The organism is Flavobacterium sp. KH_035, assembly GCF_057839565.1.
The window spans coordinates 4,548,651-4,574,883 of the sequence record NZ_CM174492.1 but is presented as its reverse complement, the minus strand read 5'-3'; the positions used below and the strand labels follow the sequence as shown (position 1 = coordinate 4,574,883).

Here is a 26,233-nt window from a genome sequence, read left to right as displayed (position 1 = left end):
TCAAATAAAAAAAACATGAAACTCAAAAACCCAACCGGAACAGTACTGTACTCCTTAGAGAAAGCAATAAAAGAATATCGAAAACTGGCGCAAAAAAACATTACACAGGTTGTAAAAGATATTACTGTAGATCAATGCCTGGTTTTAATTATACTAAACGACAATCCGGACATTTCCCAAAACGAATTGGCAAATCTTGTATTTAAAGACAGCGCTTCAATTACTAGAATGATCGAGTTAATGGTGAAAAAAGAATATATCACCCGCACAATTCATCTCGAGGATAGAAGGAAATTTAATCTGGAGATCACTAAAAAAGGTATAAAAACACTTCAGGAAATAGAACCGGTTATTGAGCTCAACCGGCAAACGGCACTTGAGGGCCTGTCTTTAGAAGAAATAGCATTACTGGATAAAACACTCCATAAAATCATCATTAATTGTAAAAATAAGTAGCATGAAATCAGGATTAACACTAATCGTATTGTTGGTATTTACTTTCGGATATTCACAAAAAGAACTTAGTAAAGCGTTAGAACAATACATGGATGCACAATTTGCTGTTAATAATTTTAGCGGTACGGTATTGGTTTCTAAAAACGATTCTATACTGTTGAAAAAAGCATATGGTTTTGCAAATTATGAATGGAAAGTAAAAAATGAAACAGATTCAAAATTTAGTTTGGCTTCGGTTTCGAAGCAATTTACTGCTGTCGCGATTTTGCAATTGGCGGAGCATAAAAAACTGTCATTAGACAATCAATTGAGTAAATACTTTGCCGATTTCCCTAAAGGTGATAAGATTACTTTGAAGATGATGTTATCCCACAACTCGGGTTTTCAAATGGATTTTGACGAATTGTACTTGATCAGAACAGATCTCAATAAAGATTCCGTTTGTAGTTATCTGGCAAAAAAGCCTTTGCTTTTTGAACCGGGTACCAGTACAGCCTACAGTAATATTGGATATTATTTATTAGCGCGCATTGTTGAGAAAGTATCCGGACAGTCTTATGCCGAGTATTTAAGGCAAAATTTATTCGATAAAGCTAAAATGTACAATTCCGGGGTTTCAGCTAATGATGCCGTTGTCGATAAAATGACTCAGCTGTATTATTTTAAGGACAACAAATTAACTAAAAACCCATACATCAATTGGAGTTTTAATCTTGGTCATGACGGTATATATTCAACTGTTAACGATTTAAATTTGTGGAATAAAGCGCTTTTTGATGGTCAGATTTTGCTGACGGAAGAATCTAAGAAAAAGATGTTTACATCATATAATGAGCAGAATTTTGGTTTTGGCGTAATGATTAATCCTGTTTACAATCAGAGGCATCAATTAATTGCGCATGATGGCGGTTTCTTTGGGGCAATGACATCCTTTAACAAATTTACCGAGGATAACGTTTTTATTACTGTTTTATCCAACAATCAGTCAAAATCGTATTATATTGCTTATGGCCTTGCGGGAATATGTTTTGGGAAAGAGGCAGAGCTTCCGTACAAACACATTCAGGTAGCTGGAGATGTGAAGGCATACGATCAATATATAGGGGAGTATGAAAATATTAAAATTGTAAAAAAAGAGAACAAACTTTATTATGCGGATTATACCATTGAACTGCTGCCGGAATCATCAACGAAATTCTTTCGCTCAGACAATAACGATACAACATTGGAATTTATTAAAAATAGTAAAGGAAAAATTATACAGTTAGAAATCAAAAAGGCCGGAATAAAAGAAATTAAAAATAGAACAAAAGGAGTTTAAGCGTTATTTTTGCATTCAAAATATAATCTTATGTTGTTTCTTGTCCTCAGTATATTGTGTAGTGTAATTGTTGGTGTGATTTTTAAAATAACCCGGAAATACCATGTACATCCCACTCAAATTATTGCGTTTAATTATGTCGTTGCCTTAGCACTGTGTTATTTTACCTTTAGTCCAAATATGAATGAGGTTGACGCAACAGCGCCCTGGAGCATTTACATCGCTATTGGAGTTTTGTTACCGGTTGTTTTCTTATTCCTGGTGGCGTCCATCAAAAATATGGGAATTGTAAAAACTGATGCAGCCCAACGATTATCGCTATTTATTCCAATTTTGGCGGCCTGGCTGATCTTTAGGGAAGAGTTTAATTTTTATAAAGTGATTGGGCTGATAATTGGATTTTTGGCCCTTTTACTCATCTTGAAGAAGCAATCGGAAAACATAGAAAACAAATGGATTTTTCCTGCTGTTGTTTTAGTAGGTTTCGGAGTTATTGATATTCTCTTCAAGCAAATTGCGCTTTATACTACATTGCCATATCCAACTTCTTTATTTGTTGTTTTTTGTATCGCTTTGGTGGTCGCGCTTTTAATTTCGATCTATGAAATTGGTGTTAGAAAAGAGAAGTTAGAACCAAAAAGTATTCTTTTTGGTGCCTTGGTCGGTATTTTTAATTTTGGAAACATACTGTTCTATTTAAAAGCACATAAGGCTTTCGCCGAAAATCCATCAACAGTTTTTGCAGGAATGAACATGGGAGTTATCATTTTAGGAAGCCTTGTCGGTTTGCTTTTTTTTAAAGAAAAATTGTCTAAAATTAATTTTATCGGAATCTTTCTGGCTCTAATAGCGATTGTTTTTATTGTTTTTTCTCAATTCAAATAAATTTTTTACGGCGATAAATCGTTAGTTTACAGCTGTTTTTGTGGTTGTTTGTTATTATTTAAAAATAAACTCTACTAATTCTATAGAATTTATGAAATATTTTTATAGATTTGCAATAACAATGAGAAACTATAGTCAATATACCATCACTTTCTTATGCAGCTTCATGATGTGCAGCATGCAGGATTATGTGATGAAATGGCGTTAATATAGAAAGTACTTGTTATTTTTTTTTTAGCCTTTCATGCACCATGAAAGGCTTTTTTTAGAACGGTCAAAAAAATTAGTAAAATGAGATCCAATAGAAACACCAACATTAGGATGCGATGCTGTCTTATGAAAATCCCATGTTAAAAAAAGCTTCAATAAACAGTAAAACGCTTTTTAAAAGATTTAAAGTTTAAAATAAAATAACCCCCAATTAAAAGACATATAGTTATGAGTACAGAATTAATAAAACAGAATCCCTTTCAATCGATGATTGATCGTTTTAACATTGCAGCTGACATTCTTAGATTAGACGAATCGATCAGGCAAAAACTTCAGCGTCCGGAGAAACAAATTGTTGTTAATTTTTCGATTACATTAGACAATGGCTCCGAAAAAAACTTTGAAGGTTATCGTGTTATTCACAATACAGCTTTAGGGCCTTCAAAGGGCGGAATTAGATACGATACCGCAGTAAATCTCGATGAGGTAAAGGCATTGGCTGCCTGGATGACCTGGAAATCGGCTGTGACAGGTATTCCGTTTGGAGGTGCAAAGGGCGGAATTATTTGTGATCCGAGAACACTTTCTAAAAGTGAATTAGAGAAAATTACTAGGGCTTATACCAAAGCTTTGTCTGATGTTTTTGGACCGGATAAAGATGTTCCGGCACCGGACATGGGAACTGGCCCTGACGAAATGGGATGGTTAATGGATGAGTTTTCTATCGTTCATGGTAAAACAATTCACGCTGTGGTAACCGGTAAACATTTGCATTCCGGAGGTTCATTGGGGAGAGTAGAAGCAACCGGGAGAGGAGTTAGTATTATAACTTTACTGGCACTTGAAAAATTAAAATTAAGACCTGCGAGATCTAGCGTAGCCATTCAGGGTTTTGGAAATGTGGGATTGCATTCGGCTTTGTTCTTGTTTGAAAAAGGACTAAAAGTTGTTGCGGTTAGTGATGTTTCTGAAGCATTTTACAATCCTGAAGGACTTAATATTCCTGAACTGATTTTGTATTACAACCTGAATAACAAGAGTATTAAAGGATATCCGAATTCGGTTGCCATTAAGCACGAAGATTTATTGTTGTTAGATGTTGACGTATTGATTCCTGCCGCCAAAGAGGATGTAATCACACAAAAGAATGCTCACGATATTCGTGCAAAAATTATTGTGGAGGGCGCCAATGGACCGGTTTCTTCGGATGCCGATAAAATACTGCACGATAATAATGTTTTGGTGGTTCCGGACATTCTGGCCAATGCAGGTGGCGTTACGGTTTCGTATTTTGAATGGCTTCAGAATTCGCTTTTAGAGTCCTGGAGAATTCACCAGATCAATACCCGTTTAGAAGATATACTGGAAAAAGGATTTGAGACTGTTTTTAGAATCGCTTCCAAACACAATGTTACACCACGTATTGCCGCCTATATTATTGCGCTGAAAAAGGTGGCCGATACGCAATCTGTAAAAGAAGTGGCACTGGATACTCCAAAATTTAAGCAGAATTAAAAATTAGATTTTAGCATACAAAGATTGTTTTCATTGATTAATATTATTTTCAAAAGAGAAGGTATTAATTGATGAAAATATCTTTGTTTTAGAGGAGTAGTAATCTGTTTAATAATCTTGTTCGACGGATTTAATTTTTTTTATGAATTAATAAAGTAATTTTTTAAAATGGAACATATTAATTTTCTAGCTTTTGCAATGCCTGCTTTTTTTCTCTTCCTCTTTTTAGAGTACAAGATTGCACAACGTCGAAAGAGACCGGAAATTTTTAATTATGAAAGTTCAGTTTCAAATATTAGCATCGGTATTGCAGAGCGTTTGATCAATTTATTTATAGCGGCAAGTTTTTACCAAGTGTATTATTTGATTTATGACAACTATCGAATTTTTGACATTCCAAGCAATGTTTTTGTGTGGATTGCCTTAATTCTTGCGACCGATTTCGTCTGGTATTGGTACCACAGATTGGGACATGAAGTCAATTTTTTCTGGGCAGCACATATTGTGCATCATCATAGCGAAGAGTTTAATTTTACGGCAGCAGCCCGAATCACAACTTTTCAGGCAGTAATTAGAACAGGATTTTGGTGTGTACTGCCACTGCTTGGCTTTCATCCGTCAATGGTCATTACCATGCTGATTGTACACGGAGCTTATTCTTTTTTTACGCATACACAGCTTATAGGTAGAATAAAATGGTTGGAGTGTGTTTTTGTAACACCCTCTGTTCATGGAATTCACCATGCTTCTGACGAGAAATATCTGGATAAAAATTATGGTGATATGTTTACCTTTTGGGATCGCCTGTTCGGGACTTTTCAGGAAGAAGAAGAAAAACCAAAGTATGGTTTAACACATCCACTCAAGAGCTATAGCTTTTTGTGGCAGCATTTTCATTATTATTTTGAAATCTATGAATTGTGGAAGCGCTCAACAGGATTTAGAGCAAAATGGAAAGCGGTGTTTGGCAGTCCCGCGCATATGGATCAGGATATTCGTCCAACTTTGGAGAGACGTTTTCTGCAGGATAAAGCAAATCCACATCAGAGACTTCGGTTTAAGAATTATCTCTATATTCAGCTTGGAATCTGTACTTTATTTTTAACGGTTTTTACGTATTATTTTGACTGGCTGTACGTGGCAGATAAAGTTTTTGTACTTTCAATTATTCTGGTAACCTTGGTGAATTGCGGTGCACTATTGGAACAAAGAAGGTGGATTTACTATCTGGAATACCTGAGAATATTTATGGTAACAACCTACTTTTTATATCAGGAAAATTTACTGTCCTTTTTCTTTATTCCATTAGCCATTATGATTTTTGCCGAACAATTATTCTCTTTAAGCACGCATTATCAAAATGTTGTTCTTCAATTGGAAAGATCAGAATAATAAAGTTTCGTAGTAGGAGTTTACGGAAGGACTCTTTTTCCGAAATGATAAAAAAATAGAGACTTTAACCTGAGTTAGAGGCTCTGTTTTTTTTTTAGGATATTAGGTTAAATGATAGAATGGATTATCAGTTAACTGCGTTTTTTTGTGTGTTGGATGAGCAGAGCAGAGCCGCAACTTTTTTTTTCGCAGCAGCGTAGAAAAATTTCATTTTTAAATCGGATTGGCTATATTTGAGAGTAAATTCTCAAATACAATATGGATAAAAAATTAAAGCAATTCTTCGTAAAGACACTTGTAGTACTGTTGTTGATTCATTTAGGCTATTTTTTATATGGCTTTTTTAAGTTTGAAGGTCTTGCCACTATCAATACTTACTTTGAATTTTACAGATTCAAATTTTATGATGACGTTTCAATTTCCCATTTTTTTATTAGCAGTTTATTTTTATTTTTCTTCCTGATTTTTTTAGTTAAAAAACATTCCCGAAAGGACTATGCTTCTGCCAACTTGCTTAAAATTGGTTTCCTATTGCTGCTGATTAGTTTTTTGAGTTTCTCCTTTTTTATAAGTTACAGTTTTGGACTGAATGCCAAATTACGCAGTGAACTGTCAGAGCATAAATTCAATAACGACAAAACGCTACTGAATGTTTTGAATCCGTTTTTATACAATTATACCTCGTACAGTTCTGAGAAATTGTTTAATCCGGTTCATATATTATATCCAAAACCATATCCGGTGGTTGAGGAAGTTGATAGTATTTTGATTTCAAATGGGTATTACAATACAGAAAGCAGGTATTATAGTATCGACACTTTAAAAGTACTGACTACGGATTTTGATAAAGCTTCGACAGTAACCAATAGAGTTCTGGATGAATTAGGTTTTGATAAAAAAGAACTTACCGGGAGAATTATAACCAAAAACACCATTAACGACAGTACCGAAATTATCTTTAAAGGAAGAGAAGTGCGCCCTCAGTACGATGACAGCATTTGCATTTTTCTCGAAAATAAGGCACTCTTTAAACCGGTAGCGGGAGTGGCACCTGAAAAACAACAGTTTGATGCCGCAGTGCAACGGTATAAGCTGTTGTACAAATACGGAAAAGATTCGCTGCAGATGAATTTTCAAAAATTAGATACACTTCTGAAAAAGTATAACATCGAAAGTAATATCGTTCCGAAGCAGCTTACTGCAGATGCTTTTTATTTTAGAGACCATAAGGATGAGGTGCTGAATGCTATTCGAAACAATTTTGACCGAAAAGTATTAACGGAGAAATTTTCAACTCTCGAAAGGCTGTTTTATGAACCCAATTATCTGCATCCGTCAATTATAGCGATCTTTTTTGTTGTGATTGTATCGGTTTGGCTGATTCTCTTTTTAGTTTATATTTTATTTAATGGGAAAAGAAAGAGCTGAGTTGTGATGGTAGTAGTTAATTTTAATGGATTGCTTTTTTATACCCTGTTGTAATCGGCTCTCCAGTGTACGATTGCTTTTTTTATGGCATCTCCACTGAGGTTGTTTTTAAGGGCATCTTGAAGAAGCGGCAGAATCTCATTATTAGGAGCAAATCTTAAGGCAAAGATCTGATCGTCGGTTAGTTTGTATTCAAATTCTTCAAGTCTTTTTCCGGTCAGTGTAAAATAACGATAGCGAAGTTCCAACCGTACAATTCGGTTTTGAAGCGTTAGAGCATAATGCTGGCGAAGCATATAAGCGAGACAGAATAAAAACACGAAGCATACACTTATAAAAGTCCAAATAAGCGCATTTTCAGTAGTGAATGCAAAGTAAATACTGCTTCCTAAGAATAATACTAAAACCGGATAATAAACAAAATGATGTGGAGTATAAAACCGGATATGATTGTAATAAGTCTGAATTTTCATAATGATATCGTTTTGGTTTTGAATGATATAACAAAGCTACCCTAAAATAGCATAACTTTTTTCAAAAAAATGACTAAGCAACAGATGTTTCTGCTATAATTTAAACCTGAGAAGGTTTTAGAGGTTTTCGATATTTTTAATTAAGTACTTTAATCGGTGTGAAGGCTGTCCGGATTATGGCGTTGTGAGTCAAGAGAAAATCTCCATTCTTCCAATTTAGACTGATAAGCTTTAGCTGCGTTTGCAGGGCTTGTAGATGGTAATGTGGTGAGTTGGTATTTTTTTTTCAGATGAATATATTTTTTGAAAAATGCCGCAGCTTTTTGTCCGTTAAAAAGAATGGTTGTGATATTGGGATGTTGTTGGAAGAATGTTTCAAAATCGTTTGCTGTTTCGTTTTTAATTGCACTGTCTAAACTTCCGACTCTGTCGCAATGCTGTAAAACATCCCATACCGCAATATTATTTTTTTGCAGAAGTGTTTTTCGGATTTCATAATCATTCGAGAAATCCTCTTTTAAAATCATAAACATAAATTTCCAGAAATTATTTTGATTATGCCCGTAGTACTGGTTCAGTTCCAGTGATTTTGTTCCGGGCATTGTACCTAAAATCAAAATAGTAGCCTCTTTGTCGGATAAAGGAGGGAAAGAAAAACTTTTCATGAAGTATTGCGTTTGTATTGCAGTAAAGTAAAGATTTTAAACGTTAATTTTAAAGCGTTTCATTAAAACTTTGAGAGGAAGTAACGTTTGCTTGATTTGCGTTCAGCTTTGAATAGTGAGCCTTAAGAATACAACAAAAAACCTTTGACACTCTGAACCTTTGCCACTTTGCACCCAAAAAAAAAGTTATCTCCCAAACCTATAATAATCTAAATCCTGATTTTTAGTATTGTTAATTGAATCCAAAATAGAGTTCATGCCTATGACGCTAAAGGTGATTCCGTTTCCACCAAAACCCAGTACATAATGCTCATTTTTATGAGGGTCGGGTTTCCCAAAATAGGGAAGACCGTCTTTTGTTTCTCCAAAAGTTCCGGCCCAAGAATAATCAATTTTGAAATCAATATTTGGAAATTTTTGTTGAAATTTCTTCAATAAAAATTGCTCTTTCTTGGGTAGTAATTTATCGCGTTTTACAGGATCTTTAAATTCTTCATCGCCACCACCCATAATGATCCGATTGTCTGACGTGGCTCTAAAATAAAGATAAGGAGAGGAGGTATCCCAGAAGATAGCATTCCGGAACGCTAACGGCAGAATAGGTAGGCTTTCGGATGCAATGACATAGGTACTTTTAAGGTCTACCACTTTTTCTTTAAGAGTTTCGGTACTTTCGTAACCGCTGCAATGTATGATGTGATCTGCGGTAATGCTGTAGTTGTTTTCGGTACTAGCGATCAGTTTCCCGTTTTGTTTTTCTATAGAAATGATGTTGGTTCTGTCCAGTATTTCCATGCCTTTTTTTTGACAGTAGATCAGCAAATCATTGGCTAATTTGAAAGGATCCATCACTGCTGCAGTTTTAGATTCGATTGCTGCTAGGGCATTTAAACCTAGTTTTTCGAGATCCCATTTTTCCAGCCAGTTCACATCAAATCCATGTTCTTTTCGGGTGTTGAATTCGTCTCTCAGGAATTGGAGATCTTTTTTTAAAGAGCAATAATAGATGCTTTTTTTGAATTCAAACTGACAGTCGCTTTTTATGGTATCAATTATCGTGCGAAGGTCAAAAATTGCTTTTTTACCGTTTCTGTAACTGTCAAGTGCACAATCTAATCCTCTTAATTCAATGAGTTCATGTAAGGAGACATCAATTTCATATTGCAGTAAAGCGGTACTCGCAGCGGTACTTCCGTTGCAAATATCACGACGGTCGACAAGTATAATTTTTTTTCCTTCGGTAATTAATTTGTAAGCGATCAGAGCACCGGTTATTCCGCCGCCAATGATTAAAATTGTTTTGTTTTTGTCGGTATCAATAGAAGGATAGCTGTTCTCCATAGCATTCCTGAGAAGCCAGAAAGTTTCGGTCGATCGTAGTTTCATTTTTTAGTGCTATTTGGGGTACTGGGTTTTGTTTTGGTCTTGTCTTTGCGTTGGTGTTGCTCATGTGCTTCTGCAATCGAGTGTGAGTTTCTGATGCTCTTGTCTTTTTTAGCAAGCGTACTAAGATGTTGGTAGTATTTCTGCACAATAATCATTTCTTCTTCCGTCATACTTTCGATATCTACCAGACTGTTGCTTGAATACTCGTTGGAAGCAACCAGTTCGTTTAGCTTTAGCTGAATGGCGAGTGAATCTTTATTTTGCGCTTTCTGAATTAGAAAAACCATCAGAAAAGTAATAATCGTAGTTCCGGTATTGATGACCAATTGCCAGGTTTCTGAGTAACCGAAAAAGGGACCTGAAATCGCCCAGACCACTACAATCAAAAAGGCGCTGATAAAAGCGGGAGTACTTCCTGCCGCCTTGGAAACATGGCTGGCAAATTTTTCAAAGGCACTGCTTTTATTTTGTTTCTTCGTTTTCATTGGAGTTTTATTTATGTTTTATCTGCTTTTTTAGAGTCTTCTTCTTTTTGTTTTTCCTGCTTTTGTTTCTCCCCTTTCGTTTTTTCTTCTTTCTCTTTGTTGGCTTTTTCCTGTTGTTCTTCTTTTTTCTCTTTGGCTTCCTCTTTCTGTTTTTCCTTTTCTTTCTCTTTTTTTCTAAAGTATCCTCTTAGTAGGAAATTGCTTTTTGCGGCTTCCATATTATCGCTAAAACCTTTTGTACCGCTTTCCAGATTAGAAAGGGTATTTGAGACGCTATTGGCCATTTTATCATCGCGGACTAATCTTGCCAAAGCACCGTTTCCGTTGTTCATGCTATGACTGAAAATGGCCAGTTCGTTTGAAATTACACCCACATTATCGACGCTTTTCTTGACGCTTTTCATGATGTCTTGCATTTCAATTCCGTCGATTGAAGCTATGGCTCCATTGTTTTCAATAGCTTTTTGTGACTTTACACCGGGAGAAATAGTCAGGACTTTGTCGCCCATCAAACCGTCCGAACCAATACTGGCGCGGGCATCTGTTTTGATAAATTCCCGAACATCGTCTTTAATGACCATCGAAACTACTACAGACGAGTCGTTAATCAGTCTGATTTCTTCGACCGTACCGATATTAATTCCCGAAAAGCGAACATTGTTGCCCACTTCTAAACCGCTCACGGTTTTAAATCGGGAGCTAATGTGAAAGGTGGAGCCAAAGAGATTTTTTTGTTTCCCTATAAAGTAAATGGCCATTATAAAAAGTAACAATCCAATTGCTACAAACATTCCTAATTTCCAGGTATATCCAGATTGTTTATCCATGATTTCTACTATTATTTTATGTTATTCAAAAAATGAGCGCACCCACTCGTCTTCGTTTTTTTCCAGTTCTTCGTAAGTCCCTTCGGCATGTATGACGCCATCTTTTAAAACCATAATCCGGTCGGCGGTAAGTTTTGCACAGGCCATATCGTGGGTAATAATGATCGAGGTCGTTTTGCGTTTGTGTTTGATGTCCAGAATTAATTCGCTTATTTCACGTGAGGTAATGGTATCTAATCCGGTTGTGGGTTCGTCGTATAAAATGATTTCTGGTTTTAAGATTAAGGTTCTGGCCAAGCCGATTCTTTTTTGCATTCCACCCGATAATTCAGATGGCATTTTATCGATGGCATCACTCAAACCTACATTATCCAGAGCCTCCATGACTTCATGCTCCACTTCTTCAGGTGTTAAATCTCTTTTGTGTTTTTGTAAAGTGAAAGCCAGATTTTCACGTACCGACATGGAATCGTATAAAGCGCCACTTTGAAATAAAAAACCAATTCGGACTCTAATTTTATTTAGTTCCGGTTTTGTGAGGTTCAGCACATTTTCGTCAAACACTTTTATTTCGCCCTGATCCGGAGTTATTAACCCTACGATGCATTTTATGGTGACCGATTTTCCGGAGCCGGAGCGCCCCAGAATCACTAAATCTTCACCCTTATTTACGGTTAGATTTATACCCTGTAAAACGGTATTGTCTGTACCAAAAGTTTTGTGCAAATCCCTAATCTCGATGATTGGGGTTTTGCTTTTTACTTTTGTTGTAGAGGCTTTATTTTCTTTTTCCTTAATCATCTTTAAAAGAATAAATCGGTTATTTGAACGGCAACCATATCCAGAATAAAAATGGTGAGAGAAGCCGTTACAACTGCTGAATTTGCTGCTTTACCCACACTTTCAGTTCCGTTAGAGGCATTAAACCCTTTAAAACATCCTATCATTCCAATAAAAAATCCGAAGAAGAAGGTTTTAATTGTGGCAGGAATTAGGTCTAAGTATTCCAATGACTGTAAAATTTGAGTCAGATAGCGATAAAAATTAACATCACCATGAATATTGATTCCAACGAAACCACCAAGTATCCCTACCGCATCTGCGAAAATGACTAAGATGGGAACCATTAGTGTGCAGGCTAAAATTCGGGTCACTACCAAATAGTTGTAAGGATTAATGGCAGAAACTTCCATCGCGTCAATTTGCTCTGTTACTTTCATCGACCCTAGTTCGGCACCAATTCCTGAGGAGATTTTTCCGGCGCAGATCAAAGCAGTAATTACAGGAGCAATTTCTCTTATTAGCGAAAGAGCTACCATTCCGGGTAACCATGATTCTGCCCCAAAATTTACCAGGGTTGGACGTGATTGCAGCGTGAGGACCAGTCCCATAATAAAACCGGTTATGGCCACCAAAGGCAATGATTTATAACCAATGGCATAACATTGTTTTATAAACTCTCTAGCCTCATAAGGAGGAACAAAAACCTCCTTAAAAAACTGCTTTGCAAACAAAGTTGCATTTCCTATTTCGGTGAATGTATTTTTTATAGTGAGAATCAAAATGTTGTGTTTTAAGAATTAAATCAAAAATCGGGTGACACGAATTTTTAAAAGGCTGATTTCCTTTTTAGTATCAAAGATTAAAGTTACCGGATTACTGAAGTATAAATCTTACATAACTTTTTTGGAAGTTTATATAATTAACATTGTATGAGGAAAATAAAAGTAGAAAAGTTACGTTAGGGGGGATAAAATAAAAAAATCCCTTTGTGTAAAAAGGGATTTTTGACGTTTTGAGTTTCAGGTTTACCATTAGGACTGTGTCTGAAAACTATAATATTTTCGGGTTATAAATGCGATTGGAAGTCCGATACAGAACATCAGGATCAACATGGATAAGAATAATGGGAAATCTAAGTGTTTTTCAGGAAGAACAGGAAAGGCAATTGGCAGCACAATTAAATTCATAATGATCCAGACGAATATTCCATAGAGGAATCCGGAAACAACTGCGCTTTTTTTGAGAAAGGGCAGATATGGGTAAATGATAAAATAAAACCAGGCGAAGCTTAGTGCAATTAAGTAATGGAATCCAAGACCGATGAGTGCCATTAGCGAGCCTCCACTGTAGGCTTCTTTTTTAAAAACGCCGCTTGCTATGGATTGCAGCAGTTTTATTGCAGTGGTTTTTTGGAGTATAAAAGCATAAACTGTAATGGCTGCCGTCACGTCCAATGTCCCGGCAACGAGCCAGGCGGTTAAAATGGTTTTGGTTTTGGATTTCATAGGTTAGTTTTTTACAACATTATAAATATTCTTCAATTGATTTAAATGTCTTTTGGCATGCACGTTACAAAAAAATAATAATTCGTAGATCGTTAAATTTCCAATACCCGGTATTTCAAAATCCATACAGGTGAGTGTTAAATCATAATTTTCGGCAATATCCTGCATTTCTTTTTCAATTCTTTGAAGACTTGAAATCAGCTCGGTTTTATCATATTCGCGGTCTTCCGGATATATAAAATCAGGTGAGTCGTACTTGGTACTGAAATCGAGAAATATCCCTTGAAGCGCAGGAATTTTTTCATCATAGTTTGCAGCTAGTTTTTCTGTATTAGCCTCGCAAACCTGACGCAGTCCTGATGTTGCTTTTATAATATGACGAGCAACCTGTCCGGCTGTCCAGCTACCTTCAAAGGGTATTTGATTTACTTCGCTTTGCGTAAAAAGAGAAACAGTGTCGGAAAATTGCCCGAAAGTAGTGGTGATGTCTTGTTTTAATTCTGTTTTCATAATTTTTTTGTTTTTACTCTATTATAGAAGTGATCCACCAGACATTGCCAAACGGGTCAGTAACACCGCAGGTTCTTCCATATTCTTTATTACTGACTCCCATTACGCTTGTGGCACCATTTTCTAATGCTTTTTTATAGGTTTCATCGACATTCGGGACATAGACAAATAGGTTAGCGGTTTGTCTGGACCAGTCTTCAACCACGTCTGTAACCATGATAGTACTTCCGGTTATGGTAATTTCGGCATGCATAACCGTTCCGTCTTCGCGCAGTACATGATCGGAAGAAGTTGTTGCATCAAAGACTTTTTGAGTAAATTCTATAAATTGTGACGCGCCATTTAAAATTAAATAAGGCATTATGGTCTGATGTCCGGCCGGTAGATTCATTTGGTAAGATTTGAAGGTTGATAGCGTTTCAAATTTACAAATTTTATTTTCAAAACTTTATAAATCAGTTGTTTGTGGTGTTTTTTTTTAATTTATAAAAGAACTTCACAATGATAACCATAGGAATCAAGAAGTTCTATTATTCTTTGATTAGAAATTGACGATGCATGTATGCGTAAAATTTTATCACAGTCTTCCAAATCAAAATTAATACGACTGTCAGGAAAATGTTCAAGAAGTCTTCTCACAATCAAAAGAGATTGTTCCACTTCCTGAACATTTGTTTTATAAACTTCTATCATCACGCTGAACGTTTATAAAGCGATGTTTTTGTAACGTTCTATTTTATGATAATAAATGTAAGAGATCGCCAGAATTACTAAAAAGATCAAAGGAAAAAATGCCTGAAAATTGATTCCGTCAACTGCAGCATGACTTATGGAGGCAAATATGAAGTCGAAACCAAAACCGGCATAAGCCCATTCTTTTACATTCTTTGGAATCGACGGTATCACGAGTACCAAAACGCCAAGAATTTTAAAAACGACTAAGGCATTTCCAAAATATTCAGGATATCCTAAATGTTTGATTCCTTCTTTAGCCAATTCGGTTTGTGAAGTTAAAGCCGGCATAACGCCTTCGAATAAAAAGATAATAATAGTGGTAATCCAAAAAATAATTTTCGCTTTTTTCATGGGGTTGTTTTTAAAAGGTTGTAAATTAATTCATTACAAACTTACGATTCTTATCTTTTGGTAGGAATACACATTTACGACTATTTTAGGGGCATTTGGGACAGAAGGGGATTTTAGACAATTAGATAATAGGTAATTAGATTTTTGGAACCTGAAACCTGAAACCTGAAACCTGGAGTTTGGAATTTAAGATTTGGAATTTGCTCCCAAAACATAGTTCCTAATCACAAACAAATCTTCAAAACCCAATCGGGTGTAGATGTCTTTTCCCATTGCGGAGGCTTGTAGTAAGGCATAATCTGCATTTAAATCGATAGAAAGATTAAGTGCATATTTCATGATTTCCTCAGCAAAACCTTTTCGGCGCATTTCCGGAATGACTCCAACGCCATGAATTCCTACCGCATTTTCGGTATGAAACAGCATAAAAGTTCCGATGGGCTCTTGGTCTAAAGAAACCAGATAGAACTGAACATCATGATGATTGTGAATTAGTATTTCTTTACTAATTACATAACCAAAAGCATGGGGATACAAGTCGGCCCATATTTTAGCATCCTTTTCTGTGGAAACTCTTTTAAAACTCAGCCGGTTTTGCAGTGAAAATTGCTGATCTAATTTTAAAGCCATCGCAACCTGCTCGCTTTTTAATGTGAAACCATAGGCATCCAGTATTTCATACGATTTTGTTCCGTAGATATCCCAATATGCGAAAGCTAATTCTGAATTGGCCTGCATGGTTTTACTAATTTCGCCGATATCATTTTTAGAGATATCTTTCCGAAACCACAATTTATTAGGCCAGCCTGAATTTTCGACTTTGCTATATTCAAAAAGAGGAGTTGTATGGTAGGATAGGAAAGAGGAACTAACAGTTTTCCACATTCCGGTAAGATTATTTAAGTTGTCTTCGATTAAGTTTATATTTTTCATTTTGATACTAGTTATAAGAATATAAGACAAAGATACTTCCGGCTTTTATAGGAAACCTTTACATATGTTGATTTACAAATCTTTTTCGAGATTTTTTCGGATACGGCTTAGCTGAGTAGGAGTTATACCTAAATGCGAGGCGATGTGAAGCAACGGAATCCGCTCTGAAATATCAGGATGGATGGATAAAAGGTGCAGGTATCTTTCGGTAGCATTTTCCATGACCAGTGCTATTTCGCGCTGTTCTTTTTCGATGACCCAGTTTTTTTCTAAGTACGCGATGTAATAATTTTTCAGATCATTGTGCTGGTCGATGAGCGCCCTGTATTTTTTGTAGTTAAGCTGAATCAAGATAGAATCTTCGAGTGCTTCTATGGTAAAATGGGAAGGGGTTTGCTGCAATAAAGAAGCCTTTGAACCTGAAAAATGGCCTTCAAGAAAGATATTTTTGTTATAGAGATTACCCGCTGCATCGGTGATAAAAGCCCGTAAAGCGCCTTTGACTATAAAATGTATCTCTTTTGCAATTTGCCCGCTCTGTAATAAAACCTCTCCTTTTTTGACGGATTGAATTTCGACGATGTCCTCGATTAATTTCCAGGAAGTATCCGAAATCGGAGCGTAGCTTTCGAATTTTATTTTTAAATCGTTGAGGTACTTATTTTGATTGATTGACATTTTGATTGAAGTTTTACCTATCAAAAATAAGGAAATATTACGGATTATATAGTACTCGGATGACGCGGATTCGCTATCGCGAAGACACTGATTGATGCGGATTTTTTTACTCTCATTTTTGTCATTTAGAGGCTCGAGCAATAGCAAACAGGCGAAGCAAATTACAATTGTGTATCGACAAAGATTAGTCGAGTTGCTTGTGTGATCATTCCTCTGTCAGGATGACAAGATTGTGCGTAATCATTGTGAGAAAAAAAACCGCTAAAAAACGTAAAAGTTATTTAGCGGTTTTAAGGAAAAAGTTCTTCACATTTTAGAGTTTAATCGGCGTAGTGATAAATACTTTTTTTAATCGTGTCTTTTATTTTTTCGAGTGTTACTTCAGTCACACCACCTTCATAATTCATACTAATAAGGACTTTATCTTTAGTGATTTCGTAATCAATTGAGATTAATCCGTTTTTATTTACCGGTACAGATTTACTTTCGTTTGGAATTGCACTTAAATAGTATTCGGATTCTTCAACCTCTTTGTTTTGGATGATATTTTGATAAACCCGAGCAAGATCTGTATCTTTTAGTATACACTCTTTTCCGGCTCCCATTTCTACTTCGATGTCTTTACAGTCTTCTTTTTTCTCTTCTTCTTTTTTTACAGTAGAATTTGCCTTTACCGGTTCTTTTGTCGCTTTTACTTCTTTTTCCGAATTGTTTTCTTTACAGTTTGTAAATAGTAATGCTAAAATTGCAATGCATGCGATTCTTTTCATGGGTTTTAATGTATTGATTAAGAGGTTTGTTTTATTTCTTATTAATATTCGATGCGATATTCACTGTCCGGAGCCATTTTTTGAAGGCTTGACAATATCAAAAGTAAGGAAATATTACGGATTATAGGGTACGAGGATGACGCGGATTCGCTACCGCGAAGACACGGATTGATGTGGTTTTTTTTCTCACAATAGTGGCTCACAATCTTGTCATTTCGAGGAACGAGACTCGAGCGATAGCGAATAGGCGAAGCAAATCTCGCGCGGGATTCGACAAAGATTGGCGGCATTCTGTACGGAGTTTCCAGTGTGATCCTTCCTTCGTAAGGATGACAAGATTGCGCATAAAAAATTGCGAGAATAAAAAATCCACGTCAATCTGTGTTTTCGCAAAGCGAATCCGTGTCATCCGCGTGCCAATAAAAAAACGCCATGAAACTAAAAGTCTCACAGCGTTTTCATCTCAAAAAATAAATAATTAACGGGTATTATTTCCAACCACCGCCTAAGGCACGATACAACTCGGTATTGGCAGATAGTTGCTCTCTTTTTATGTTAGCGAGTTCCAGTTCGCTTTGCAATAAATTCGACTGTGCAGAAAGGACTTCAAGATATTCCGCCATACCATTTTTGAATAACAGATTGGCATTTTTTATGGCTTGCTGTAACGTTTTTACACGTTGTTGTAAGAACGATTCCTGTTGCTGCAGTTTCTCTACTTTTACCAAAGCATCAGAAACCTCACTAACGGCTACTAAAACAGCTTGTCTGAAACCAAAAACGGCTTTTTCTCTTTCGGCAATGGCAATATTATATTGGGTTCTCACTTTTTTATTGTTCAGTAAAGGCTGTGTCAATCCTCCCGCAACAGTTCCGAACAAAGAAGCCGGAATGTTGAACCAATTGCTGGTTTCGAAAGAGTTTACGCCACCCTGAGCGGTAATTCTAAGTGCAGGATACAAATTAGCTTTTGTGATTCCCACGTTGGCATTGGCTACTTGAAGAGCCAGTTCGGCACTTTTTACGTCTGGTCTGCGACTTACTAAGGAAGACGGAATTCCGATCGCATTATTGGTTTTAACTTCCAGCGCACTCAAACGTAGACTTCTTTGTTTTGAATTTGGGAAAGAGCCTGTTAAAACACTCAAAGCATTTTCCTGAATCGCAATGTTTTGTTCCAATAACGGAATCAATTGTGCAGCATTTAATTTTTGTGCTTCTGATTGCTGAATCGCTAAGGAAGTGACCTGACCTGCATCGTATTTTAACTTGATAATGTTGGTGGTACTATCGTTTAATTTCAGATTCTGTCTGGCAATATCCAATTGGGCGTCCAGCATTAAAAGATTGTAATATCCTTTAGAAACATTGGCCACAATAGTAGTCTGCAAAGCTTTTTTAACTTCTTCTGACTGTAGATAACCGGCAAAAGCTCCTTTCTTCTGGTTTTTTATTTTCCCCCAAATGTCAGCTTCCCATGAAAGTGTTGCTCCGGCTGTAAAATCATTAATGTGATTTTGACCCAATGCCTGACCTAAGTTCTTTCCTGTAAAACTATTATCTGACGGATTGCTGGTACTGGCCGCTACAGATAAATTCACCTCAGGGACATTTCCCCATTTGGATTGTGTAAATCTGTAATGTGCGATCTCGATGTTTTTAGTAGCAATTTGCAGATCGTTATTTCGCGCAACTGCGCTGTCTATTAACTGAATCACATCTTTTTCGGTAAAGAAATTTTTCCACTCCGTGTCTCCAATACTCGCGGTATCTTTTGAAACCGATGCATTCCTGAAATTTTCAGGAAATGCATCTTTAGGAGTTTCAATATCCTTCGAAACCTTACAGGATATTAGCGTAGTGATCAAAATGGTGATCATCACGATTTTGGTTATATAATTTTTCATTGTTTTTTTATTAGATTTCTGTACTCTTTGGATGTCATTTTTTAAACAGATAGAAACATAGTTTTTATAAACTTAAAAGAGGCGTTTCACTAATTTAAATGCACATAGTTTGTCTATGTGTGGGAACCAGTTTCTTTTAACTTCTTTTTTCGCGAGATAAAATTCTATGTCTCTATGTGTTAAAATTTCTTTTTTAATATCTCCGGGAGCTTAAACTTCTGTACAAGTATCTTTTCTGTTTTCAAGATCTCTTGAAATTTTATAGGAGATGTATCCGATGCCAATGATAATGGCTACGAGTACGGTTGTGATATAGTTTTCCATTTTTATTTTTCTTCGTTATGAATTACGGCTGCCGGTTTTCCGGAAACCTTTTCTTGTAAATGTTGGAAGATGATGAATAAAACCGGGATGATAAACAATCCTAGAATTACCCCTGAAATCATACCTCCGGCGGCACCAATACTAATCGAATGGTTACCTTGTGCTGATGGTCCTTTGGCACTCATCATCGGAATTAATCCCACAACAAAAGCCAGTGACGTCATGATGATAGGTCGCAAACGCAGTTTTGCAGCATCTATTGAGGCCATCACCAATGCCTGACCTGATTTTCTTTTCTGAACAGCAAACTCCACAATCAGAATCGCATTTTTAGCAAGCAGTCCAATTAACATTACCAGTGCAACCTGTACATAAATGTTGTTTTGAATTCCGGTTAAACCAATGGCTACAAATACTCCAAAAATACCTGCAGGAATTGAAAAGATTACGGCCAAAGGCAAAATGTAACTTTCGTACTGTGCAGCAAGTAAGAAATAGATGAATATCAAACACAGTAAGAATATAGTCGCGGATTGCCCTCCGGAAGAAATCTCTTCACGGGTTTGTCCTGAAAATTCAAAACTATAACCTGCAGGTAATTGTTGTGCAGCCACTTCTTCAATGGCTTTAATGGCATCTCCAGAACTAAATCCAGGTTTCGGAATGGCGTTAATCGAAATCGAATTAAACAAATTGTATCTCGAAGCGGTTTCTGAACCATAAATACGGCTTAGTTTTACCAATGTATTTATTGGAACCATTTCGCCGGTTTTGTTTTTCACAAAAACTCTGTCAATAGAGGAGGGGTCAGCTCTGTCAGCAATATCAGCCTGAACAACCACTCTGTAATATTTACCAAATCGATTAAAATCAGATGCTTGTGCACTACCAAAATAGGTTTGCATGGTTTGTAAAATGTCTTTTACATTCACGCCCAATTGGTTGGCTTTTTCATCATTGATATCCAGTTGCAACTGTGGATAATCGGCTTTGAAACTTGTAAAGGCTACTGCAATTTCCGGACGTTTCATCAATTCTCCGATGAAGCTTTGAGAGACGCCGCTAAATTTATCCAATTTGCCTCCGGTTTTATCCTGAAGGACCAAATCTAAAGCTTCAACGTTACTAAATCCGGGAACAGTAGGGAAACTGAATACGAAGAAACTTCCGCCGCTAATAGTGCCTAATTTTCTTTGTACATCGGCCATTATTTCGTTGATTCCTTTGATTTTTCCACGCTCTTCATCCGGCTTAAGCAAGACAAAAATAACTGCAGAAGAGGGACTAGTAGAATTTGTTAATAAATTGAATCCAGAAATCGCTGTTACAAATCGTGATGATTCGTCGTTTCTTAGCAAATTCTCTGCCTGAGTCATTACTTTTTGTGTTCCGTCAAGAGAGGTTCCTGAAGGAGTGTTAACTGCGATCGCAATGAATCCTTGATCTTCTGTAGGTATAAATCCTGTCGGAGTCGTTTTTACCATTACAATTGTTGCGACTGTAATTAATGCTAAACCACCTAAGCTCAACCATTTTCTTCGAATTAAAAATTTCAAACCTCCAACGTAACGATTGGTTAAAGAATCAAAACTTTTGTTGAACGCGCTAAAGAATTTCTCTTTAAATCCTTTTTTCTCATAAGCAGCATCTCCGGAAGCGCCGTGATTGTCTTTTAAGAACAAAGCAGCAAGTGCAGGACTTAAAGTTAAAGCGTTTACTGCCGAAATTACAATTGCAATTGCCATCGTAAAAGCAAACTGACGATAGAAAACTCCCGTAGAACCTTCCATAAAACCAACCGGCAGGAATACAGCAGCCATTACCAGCGTAATCGAGATAATAGCACCCGTTATTTCGTGCATTGCTTCATGTGTTGCTACTTTTGGAGACAAATGTTTGTGCTCCATTTTGGCATGCACGGCTTCGACGACCACAATCGCATCATCTACCACAATACCAATCGCCAGAATTAAAGCGAATAGCGTTAGCAGGTTGATCGAAAATCCGAATAACTGCATGAAGAAGAACGTTCCTAAAATTGCTACAGGTACAGCAATAGCCGGGATTAATGTTGATCTAAAATCTTGCAGGAATATAAATACTACAATGAATACTAATATAAATGCTTCGATTAAAGTATGTTCCACTTGTTCTATAGATTGATCCAGAGATACTTTTGTACTATAGAAAATGTTATGTTTAATTCCTTTGGGGAAATCTTTAGAGGCTTTCACCATCAATTTATTGATCGCGACCTGAATGTCATTGGAGTTGGAACCTGCCAACTGAATGATACCAATTACAACTCCTTTTTTACCGTTCAAACGCGTCAAACTGTTATAGGAATAAGCACCAAGTTCAACTCTGGCAACATCTTTTAAGCGAAGAACAGAACCGTCTGCATTAGAACGTATAGCAATATTTTCATATTCTTCAGGTTTGGTTAGTTTTCCTTTGTATTTGATTACGTATTCGAAAACCTCCGTACTTCTTTCTCCAAATTTACCGGGAGCAGCTTCCAAACTTTTGTCCCGAATCGCGCTCATGATTTCGTTTGGAGTCACTTTGTAAGTTGACATCTGTGTCGGATTTAACCAAACACGCATTGAGTAATCTTTTACACCTCCAAAAATACTAGCCGATCCAACACCGGGAATACGTTTGATCTCCGGAATAATATTGATCTGTGCATAATTGGCCACAAACGTTTGATCGTATTTTGATTCGTCGTCGGTGTACATACCAATTGCCATGATAAAACTGTTTTGTTGTTTGGCAGTGGTTACCCCTTGCTGTACAACTTCGGCAGGCAACTGGCTGGTAGCCTGAGCGACTCTGTTTTGTACGTTTACAGCTGCCTGATCGGCATCGGTTCCTAATTTAAAGAAAACGGTAATAGCTAAAGATCCGTCATTACTGGCTGTCGAACTCATGTAGGTCATGTTCTCGACACCGTTTATAGATTCTTCTAAGGAGGGTGCAACAGAACGTAAAACCGTTTCGGCATTAGCTCCAGGATAAACCGCCGTTACCAAAACAGATGGAGGGGCAATATCAGGAAACTGTTGTAAGGGCAATTTCGTAAGTCCAAGTACGCCCAGAATCACCAATAAAATGGAAATTACGGTTGCCAGTACAGGTCTTTGTATAAATATTTTGAACATTTGCGTGAAAATTATTTTTTAGTGATTACTTGGGCAACTTTTGTGGCCGGTTTTTCAGGCTGAATAAGTTGTCCTTCCTGAAGTTTGTCAATACCGCTTAATACAATCTGATCACCTGATTTTACACCATCTTTGATCAGATAGTTGGTACCGCTTTTGCCAATAACCGTGATAGGCATTTTGTTTACTTTATTTTCTTTGTTAACGGTGAAAACAAAAATCTTATCCTGCATTTCAACAGTAGCCGATTGTGGTACCAAAACGGCATCGTCATGGTGAAGACCTAAGCGAATTTTCCCGGTGTTTCCTGAACGTAAAGTTCCGCCTGTATTTGGGAAAGTAGCTCTTAAAGTAATGGCTCCGGTTGTTTTATCAAACTGACCGTCTACCATATCAATTTTTCCGGTTTGAGGATAAGCATTATTATCTGCTAAAATCAAAGTTACAGGAGGCAATTTTTTGATTTTGTCACCAAGACTGCTGCCGGCATATTGTGCTTTAAAGTTGATGAAATCAGTTTCACCTAAAGAGAAATAAGCAAAAACTTCATGTACATCCGATAAGTTGGTTAAAGGCTCAACATCTGATGCCGAAACTAAACTTCCTTGTTTTTTAGGCAATCTTCCAATGTATCCGCTTACAGGAGCTGTAACATTGGTGTATCCTAAGTTGATTTTGGCCGAACCTACCATTGCTTTAGCCTGCTCAATATTGGCAGCAGCAATTTTTTGGGAAGCTTTGGCTGTTTTTAACTGATAATCCGAAACTACTTTGTTTTGTACCAAAGGCGTTAGTTTATCTACTTCTAACTGAGCGTTGATTAAAGAGGCTTCGGCAGCGTGAAGATTAGCCAGCGCGTTGTTTAATTGTTCACGGAAAGGACGTTCGTTTATTTTGAATAAAGTTTGGCCTTTATTTACATAAGCACCTTCGTCTACATATACTCGTTCAAGGTTTCCGCTCACCTGAGGGCGAATTTCAACATCTACGGTTCCTTGTATAGAGGCAGGATATTCAGCATCTGTAGTGGTGTTTTCGCTTGTAACGGCCAAAACTGGCAATAAAGGAGCAGCAGGAGCTGCCGGGGCTTGCGATTTATCTGTACAACTGCTTAGTACGAGTGCCAGAATAAAACTGGTTATGATAACATTTTTCATTTTACTATTGGTTTTAATTTGTTGAACATTTTTTGAGATTAATTGATGCGGTATTCTGGTATTCTGGGAATTCATATTTAATTATATTAAATTATCTAACGTCGTTAAGCTTTTAAGCCTGGAATTCTATATGATGAGCCTTCCAATTCTATTTCAAAAACTGGTATTAAATTATTTATCACTGTTAAGTAAAATGAAAAAAAAAGGCTTTCTAAATTACTCTATTAAATTATTTATCACTGTTAAGTAACAAGGCAAACGTATTTTTTTATCAGCTATTAAATCATTTATCACTGTTAAGTAAAAATGAAATTTTTTTTATTGTATTGATTTTATGATACCACCAATCGCATCTTTTAGGATTTGAGCGTTAATGGTTTCCAGAATGTCACTTTTGTTAATGATATTAATGGCGATCAAACCATGAATAACAGAAAAGAAAGTAAAATATTTTTGTTTGATAATATCCTCACTTGGATTACTGTTCTTCATAACTTCAGCAATTACCGAGGTAAACAATTTGTAAGGTGCTTCCTGAGCCGAACATCGTTGTGCACAGCAGGTCATTTGAACACCAAACATCAATTGGTACATTTCAGTATTACTAAAAGCAAAATCCCAGTAAGTCATCCACATGGCTTCTAACTGATCTTCGGGTTTTTCAAACTTATCTTTCGCAGTTTGCAACTCTTTGGTCAGTTTTAAAAAACCTTTACCTGTAAGTTCTTCAAGTATTGCTTCTTTATTCGAAAAGTATTCGTAAATAATTGGAGCAGTATATTCAATTCTGTCGGCAATTTTACGCATACTCAAACCATTCCAGCCTTCTTCTTTTACGATATCATAAGCAGCCCCAAGAATGTTATTTCTTGTTTCTTCTTTTTGTCTTAAAATTCGATCTTTACTAGCCATTTTATTTGAGTATTAAATTGTTTAACACCGTTAGGCAAATGTAGGACGGTTTTTCTGATTATGAAATAATTTTACCATAATATTTTCTTATCGTGCCATAGGTAGGCTATAAAAAACTCGTGAAGGCTTTATTTTACTCGATTTTTAAAGGTACATTTTTTTTGAGGAGCAAGACGTTTTGGTGTTTTTAAGACCAGTTGTCCTGCTTTTCGCTATATCTTTTTCTGTTCTCGTTAAAGAAACGAGACCAGAAAAAGGATATCGCTGCAATCAGGGCTATAAAAGGCGTTATTATTTTTTTTAGATTAACATTTTAATTGGAAGTAAAATTTCTAAAGAATCATCAATTTTATAGAGCTTGATTTTAATCCGACTCTATAAAATTGATTAAAGTAAAGATTCTTACTAAGTTATTTTATCGATGCATTTTTTCTCAAGATATATCATTGGATCAAGAGACCATATAAGAGGCTTCTATTTTTTCGTTTACACTATTATAATAGGGGGTTTCAAGTTGATATTTATTTGAATTTTCAATAACGTAATCTACCAGAAAACGTTTTTCGGTTTGGGCTCTATTTTCAAAATCTAATTGCAAGGAAGATTTGGACTCAAACGGAAATTTAGTCAATAAATCTTTAGAGGTTTCAATGTCCTGGCTGGTTAAACGAACATTGTTCCTGCTGGCCAGTGACTGAATTTCAAGCATCATATTCTCAAGAAAGTGCATCAAATCCGGATCTTCTAATAGTTGTCCAAAGGTGACTTTGTAAGCTGAAGTTATTCCTGCAACAGGTGCGACAAATAAATACTTCTTCCATAGTATCTCTTTGATATTGGCAACATAAGTAATGTCTAAACCTCCTTCACTTAAAAGATTGATCAAGAGTTCATTCTCTTTTCCGCCAACAAAAATTTTCCCCGGACCACCAACATGCTGTACATGTCCGGGCTTTTTAACATTGGAAGCCACATAAATGCAGCCTTCCATAATTTGACCAGCTTCAGGTAAGATGTTACGAATAAGTTCCCCCGCATTCACTACATTTTGAAGTGTGATTACTGTGGTTTCAGGCCCGATACAATCTTTGTAGAGTTGTAATATTGAGTTTATAGAATATGATTTACAGGTCAGGATCAACACATCCAGAATTCCAATTTCTGTTGGATTATCAGATACCAGATCCGGAAATATAGTCTCTGTAGTGCCTTTTGATTCAAACAATAAACCTTCTTTTTGTATGGTGTTTTTAGTTTCGCCTCTACAGATGAATATGATTTTGGCAGCACTGTTTTTATATTTTTTAGCCAAAGGAGCGCCAACAAATCCACCAATTCCGCCAATCCCAAGAATTCCTATTTTTATTATATCTGATTTCATATTGTATTGTTTATGGTTTTAAATCACACCCAATGTGTGTACTACAAAGTAAATGGGTTCGAACTTATTAACTGATGTAA

Annotated in this window: 26 protein-coding genes; 6 read left to right on the top strand and 20 right to left on the bottom strand. The window is 36.3% G+C overall.

What is annotated here, in order from left to right; translation table 11 throughout:
- Nucleotides 1–15: 15 nt before the first annotated feature.
- The 6 genes from AC3IS6_RS18670 (at nt 16) to AC3IS6_RS18645 (ending at nt 7,207) form a co-directional block, all read left to right on the top strand.
- The gene (locus AC3IS6_RS18670; protein WP_489161601.1) at nt 16–456 is read left to right on the top strand and encodes a MarR family winged helix-turn-helix transcriptional regulator; all 441 of its coding nucleotides are present in this window, start codon (nt 16–18) and stop codon (nt 454–456) included.
- A 1-nt stretch (nt 457) separates the two neighbouring features.
- Nucleotides 458–1,777 (top strand): serine hydrolase, encoded by a 1,320-nt coding sequence (locus AC3IS6_RS18665; protein ID WP_489161600.1) that lies wholly within the window; start codon nt 458–460, stop codon nt 1,775–1,777.
- A 30-nt stretch (nt 1,778–1,807) separates the two neighbouring features.
- Entirely contained in the window at nt 1,808–2,662 is an 855-nt protein-coding gene (locus AC3IS6_RS18660) for an EamA family transporter (protein ID WP_489161599.1), read from the top strand.
- A 438-nt stretch (nt 2,663–3,100) separates the two neighbouring features.
- Nucleotides 3,101–4,387, top strand: a complete 1,287-nt coding sequence (locus AC3IS6_RS18655) for a Glu/Leu/Phe/Val family dehydrogenase (protein ID WP_246253263.1) — start codon at nt 3,101–3,103, stop codon at nt 4,385–4,387.
- Nucleotides 4,388–4,555: 168 nt separating this feature from the next.
- Nucleotides 4,556–5,779, top strand: a complete 1,224-nt coding sequence (locus AC3IS6_RS18650; protein WP_489161597.1) for a sterol desaturase family protein — start codon at nt 4,556–4,558, stop codon at nt 5,777–5,779.
- 258 nt (nt 5,780–6,037) lie between these two features.
- Complete coding sequence (locus AC3IS6_RS18645; RefSeq protein WP_489161595.1) at nt 6,038–7,207, top strand: hypothetical protein; 1,170 nt, start codon at nt 6,038–6,040, stop codon at nt 7,205–7,207.
- A 38-nt stretch (nt 7,208–7,245) separates the two neighbouring features.
- Here AC3IS6_RS18645 and AC3IS6_RS18640 read toward each other — a convergent pair whose 3' ends face one another.
- From AC3IS6_RS18640 to AC3IS6_RS18545, 20 genes are all read right to left on the bottom strand, one after another.
- On the bottom strand, nt 7,246–7,680 hold the full coding sequence (locus AC3IS6_RS18640; RefSeq protein WP_489161593.1) for a DUF6526 family protein: 435 nt from the start codon (nt 7,678–7,680) through the stop codon (nt 7,246–7,248).
- Between the two features lie 149 nt (nt 7,681–7,829).
- Nucleotides 7,830–8,345, bottom strand: coding sequence for a DNA-deoxyinosine glycosylase (locus tag AC3IS6_RS18635; RefSeq protein ID WP_489161591.1), 516 nt, complete (start codon nt 8,343–8,345; stop codon nt 7,830–7,832).
- A gap of 186 nt (nt 8,346–8,531) precedes the next feature.
- Nucleotides 8,532–9,731, bottom strand: a complete 1,200-nt coding sequence (locus AC3IS6_RS18630; RefSeq protein WP_489161590.1) for an NAD(P)/FAD-dependent oxidoreductase — start codon at nt 9,729–9,731, stop codon at nt 8,532–8,534.
- Nucleotides 9,728–10,216, bottom strand: coding sequence for a low affinity iron permease family protein (locus AC3IS6_RS18625; RefSeq protein ID WP_489161588.1), 489 nt, complete (start codon nt 10,214–10,216; stop codon nt 9,728–9,730). Before AC3IS6_RS18625 ends, AC3IS6_RS18630 begins: the two co-directional genes overlap by 4 nt.
- A gap of 11 nt (nt 10,217–10,227) precedes the next feature.
- Nucleotides 10,228–11,043, bottom strand: coding sequence for an MlaD family protein (locus AC3IS6_RS18620; RefSeq protein WP_489161587.1), 816 nt, complete (start codon nt 11,041–11,043; stop codon nt 10,228–10,230).
- Nucleotides 11,044–11,064: 21 nt separating this feature from the next.
- Nucleotides 11,065–11,844 (bottom strand): ABC transporter ATP-binding protein, encoded by a 780-nt coding sequence (locus AC3IS6_RS18615; RefSeq protein WP_489161585.1) that lies wholly within the window; start codon nt 11,842–11,844, stop codon nt 11,065–11,067.
- Nucleotides 11,845–11,846: 2 nt separating this feature from the next.
- Entirely contained in the window at nt 11,847–12,605 is a 759-nt protein-coding gene (locus AC3IS6_RS18610; protein ID WP_489161584.1) for an MlaE family ABC transporter permease, read from the bottom strand.
- A gap of 252 nt (nt 12,606–12,857) precedes the next feature.
- Nucleotides 12,858–13,331, bottom strand: coding sequence for a DUF1440 domain-containing protein (locus tag AC3IS6_RS18605; RefSeq protein WP_489161582.1), 474 nt, complete (start codon nt 13,329–13,331; stop codon nt 12,858–12,860).
- A gap of 3 nt (nt 13,332–13,334) precedes the next feature.
- Nucleotides 13,335–13,841 carry a DinB family protein gene (locus AC3IS6_RS18600; RefSeq protein ID WP_489161580.1) on the bottom strand — a complete coding sequence of 169 codons (507 nt, stop codon included), beginning with the start codon at nt 13,839–13,841 and terminating at the stop codon, nt 13,335–13,337.
- Nucleotides 13,842–13,854: 13 nt separating this feature from the next.
- Entirely contained in the window at nt 13,855–14,232 is a 378-nt protein-coding gene (locus AC3IS6_RS18595; protein WP_489161579.1) for a VOC family protein, read from the bottom strand.
- A 92-nt stretch (nt 14,233–14,324) separates the two neighbouring features.
- Nucleotides 14,325–14,534, bottom strand: a complete 210-nt coding sequence (locus AC3IS6_RS18590) for a hypothetical protein (RefSeq protein ID WP_489161577.1) — start codon at nt 14,532–14,534, stop codon at nt 14,325–14,327.
- 12 nt (nt 14,535–14,546) lie between these two features.
- The gene (locus tag AC3IS6_RS18585) at nt 14,547–14,927 is read right to left on the bottom strand and encodes a DoxX family protein (RefSeq protein WP_173967438.1); all 381 of its coding nucleotides are present in this window, start codon (nt 14,925–14,927) and stop codon (nt 14,547–14,549) included.
- 186 nt (nt 14,928–15,113) lie between these two features.
- On the bottom strand, nt 15,114–15,860 hold the full coding sequence (locus AC3IS6_RS18580; RefSeq protein WP_489161575.1) for a GNAT family N-acetyltransferase: 747 nt from the start codon (nt 15,858–15,860) through the stop codon (nt 15,114–15,116).
- 72 nt (nt 15,861–15,932) lie between these two features.
- Nucleotides 15,933–16,538: a Crp/Fnr family transcriptional regulator gene (locus AC3IS6_RS18575; protein WP_489161573.1), complete on the bottom strand. Its 606-nt coding sequence runs from the start codon at nt 16,536–16,538 to the stop codon at nt 15,933–15,935.
- Nucleotides 16,539–16,858: 320 nt separating this feature from the next.
- The gene (locus AC3IS6_RS18570; protein WP_489161571.1) at nt 16,859–17,308 is read right to left on the bottom strand and encodes a hypothetical protein; all 450 of its coding nucleotides are present in this window, start codon (nt 17,306–17,308) and stop codon (nt 16,859–16,861) included.
- A 488-nt stretch (nt 17,309–17,796) separates the two neighbouring features.
- Nucleotides 17,797–19,215: a TolC family protein gene (locus tag AC3IS6_RS18565; protein ID WP_489161569.1), complete on the bottom strand. Its 1,419-nt coding sequence runs from the start codon at nt 19,213–19,215 to the stop codon at nt 17,797–17,799.
- 326 nt (nt 19,216–19,541) lie between these two features.
- Complete coding sequence (locus AC3IS6_RS18560; RefSeq protein WP_489161567.1) at nt 19,542–22,703, bottom strand: efflux RND transporter permease subunit; 3,162 nt, start codon at nt 22,701–22,703, stop codon at nt 19,542–19,544.
- 11 nt (nt 22,704–22,714) lie between these two features.
- Entirely contained in the window at nt 22,715–23,935 is a 1,221-nt protein-coding gene (locus AC3IS6_RS18555) for an efflux RND transporter periplasmic adaptor subunit (RefSeq protein ID WP_489161565.1), read from the bottom strand.
- 243 nt (nt 23,936–24,178) lie between these two features.
- Nucleotides 24,179–24,772, bottom strand: coding sequence for a TetR/AcrR family transcriptional regulator (locus tag AC3IS6_RS18550; RefSeq protein ID WP_489161563.1), 594 nt, complete (start codon nt 24,770–24,772; stop codon nt 24,179–24,181).
- A gap of 451 nt (nt 24,773–25,223) precedes the next feature.
- Complete coding sequence (locus AC3IS6_RS18545; RefSeq protein ID WP_489161561.1) at nt 25,224–26,153, bottom strand: ketopantoate reductase family protein; 930 nt, start codon at nt 26,151–26,153, stop codon at nt 25,224–25,226.
- Nucleotides 26,154–26,233: the final 80 nt, after the last annotated feature.

Bases quoted from the DNA above. Each gene is read 5' to 3' on its own strand.
- AC3IS6_RS18670 (WP_489161601.1), top strand. From the start codon at position 16: ATGAAACTCAAAAACCCAACCGGAACAGTACTGTACTCCTTAGAGAAA.
- AC3IS6_RS18665 (WP_489161600.1), top strand. From the start codon at position 458: ATGAAATCAGGATTAACACTAATCGTATTGTTGGTATTTACTTTCGGA.
- AC3IS6_RS18660 (WP_489161599.1), top strand. From the start codon at position 1,808: ATGTTGTTTCTTGTCCTCAGTATATTGTGTAGTGTAATTGTTGGTGTG.
- AC3IS6_RS18655 (WP_246253263.1), top strand. From the start codon at position 3,101: ATGAGTACAGAATTAATAAAACAGAATCCCTTTCAATCGATGATTGAT.
- AC3IS6_RS18650 (WP_489161597.1), top strand. From the start codon at position 4,556: ATGGAACATATTAATTTTCTAGCTTTTGCAATGCCTGCTTTTTTTCTC.
- AC3IS6_RS18645 (WP_489161595.1), top strand. From the start codon at position 6,038: ATGGATAAAAAATTAAAGCAATTCTTCGTAAAGACACTTGTAGTACTG.
- AC3IS6_RS18640 (WP_489161593.1), bottom strand. From the start codon at position 7,680: ATGAAAATTCAGACTTATTACAATCATATCCGGTTTTATACTCCACAT.
- AC3IS6_RS18635 (WP_489161591.1), bottom strand. From the start codon at position 8,345: ATGAAAAGTTTTTCTTTCCCTCCTTTATCCGACAAAGAGGCTACTATT.
- AC3IS6_RS18630 (WP_489161590.1), bottom strand. From the start codon at position 9,731: ATGAAACTACGATCGACCGAAACTTTCTGGCTTCTCAGGAATGCTATG.
- AC3IS6_RS18625 (WP_489161588.1), bottom strand. From the start codon at position 10,216: ATGAAAACGAAGAAACAAAATAAAAGCAGTGCCTTTGAAAAATTTGCC.
- AC3IS6_RS18620 (WP_489161587.1), bottom strand. From the start codon at position 11,043: ATGGATAAACAATCTGGATATACCTGGAAATTAGGAATGTTTGTAGCA.
- AC3IS6_RS18615 (WP_489161585.1), bottom strand. From the start codon at position 11,844: ATGATTAAGGAAAAAGAAAATAAAGCCTCTACAACAAAAGTAAAAAGC.
- AC3IS6_RS18605 (WP_489161582.1), bottom strand. From the start codon at position 13,331: ATGAAATCCAAAACCAAAACCATTTTAACCGCCTGGCTCGTTGCCGGG.
- AC3IS6_RS18600 (WP_489161580.1), bottom strand. From the start codon at position 13,841: ATGAAAACAGAATTAAAACAAGACATCACCACTACTTTCGGGCAATTT.
- AC3IS6_RS18595 (WP_489161579.1), bottom strand. From the start codon at position 14,232: ATGAATCTACCGGCCGGACATCAGACCATAATGCCTTATTTAATTTTA.
- AC3IS6_RS18590 (WP_489161577.1), bottom strand. From the start codon at position 14,534: ATGATAGAAGTTTATAAAACAAATGTTCAGGAAGTGGAACAATCTCTT.
- AC3IS6_RS18585 (WP_173967438.1), bottom strand. From the start codon at position 14,927: ATGAAAAAAGCGAAAATTATTTTTTGGATTACCACTATTATTATCTTT.
- AC3IS6_RS18580 (WP_489161575.1), bottom strand. From the start codon at position 15,860: ATGAAAAATATAAACTTAATCGAAGACAACTTAAATAATCTTACCGGA.
- AC3IS6_RS18575 (WP_489161573.1), bottom strand. From the start codon at position 16,538: ATGTCAATCAATCAAAATAAGTACCTCAACGATTTAAAAATAAAATTC.
- AC3IS6_RS18570 (WP_489161571.1), bottom strand. From the start codon at position 17,308: ATGAAAAGAATCGCATGCATTGCAATTTTAGCATTACTATTTACAAAC.
- AC3IS6_RS18565 (WP_489161569.1), bottom strand. From the start codon at position 19,215: ATGAAAAATTATATAACCAAAATCGTGATGATCACCATTTTGATCACT.
- AC3IS6_RS18560 (WP_489161567.1), bottom strand. From the start codon at position 22,703: ATGTTCAAAATATTTATACAAAGACCTGTACTGGCAACCGTAATTTCC.
- AC3IS6_RS18555 (WP_489161565.1), bottom strand. From the start codon at position 23,935: ATGAATTCCCAGAATACCAGAATACCGCATCAATTAATCTCAAAAAAT.
- AC3IS6_RS18550 (WP_489161563.1), bottom strand. From the start codon at position 24,772: ATGGCTAGTAAAGATCGAATTTTAAGACAAAAAGAAGAAACAAGAAAT.
- AC3IS6_RS18545 (WP_489161561.1), bottom strand. From the start codon at position 26,153: ATGAAATCAGATATAATAAAAATAGGAATTCTTGGGATTGGCGGAATT.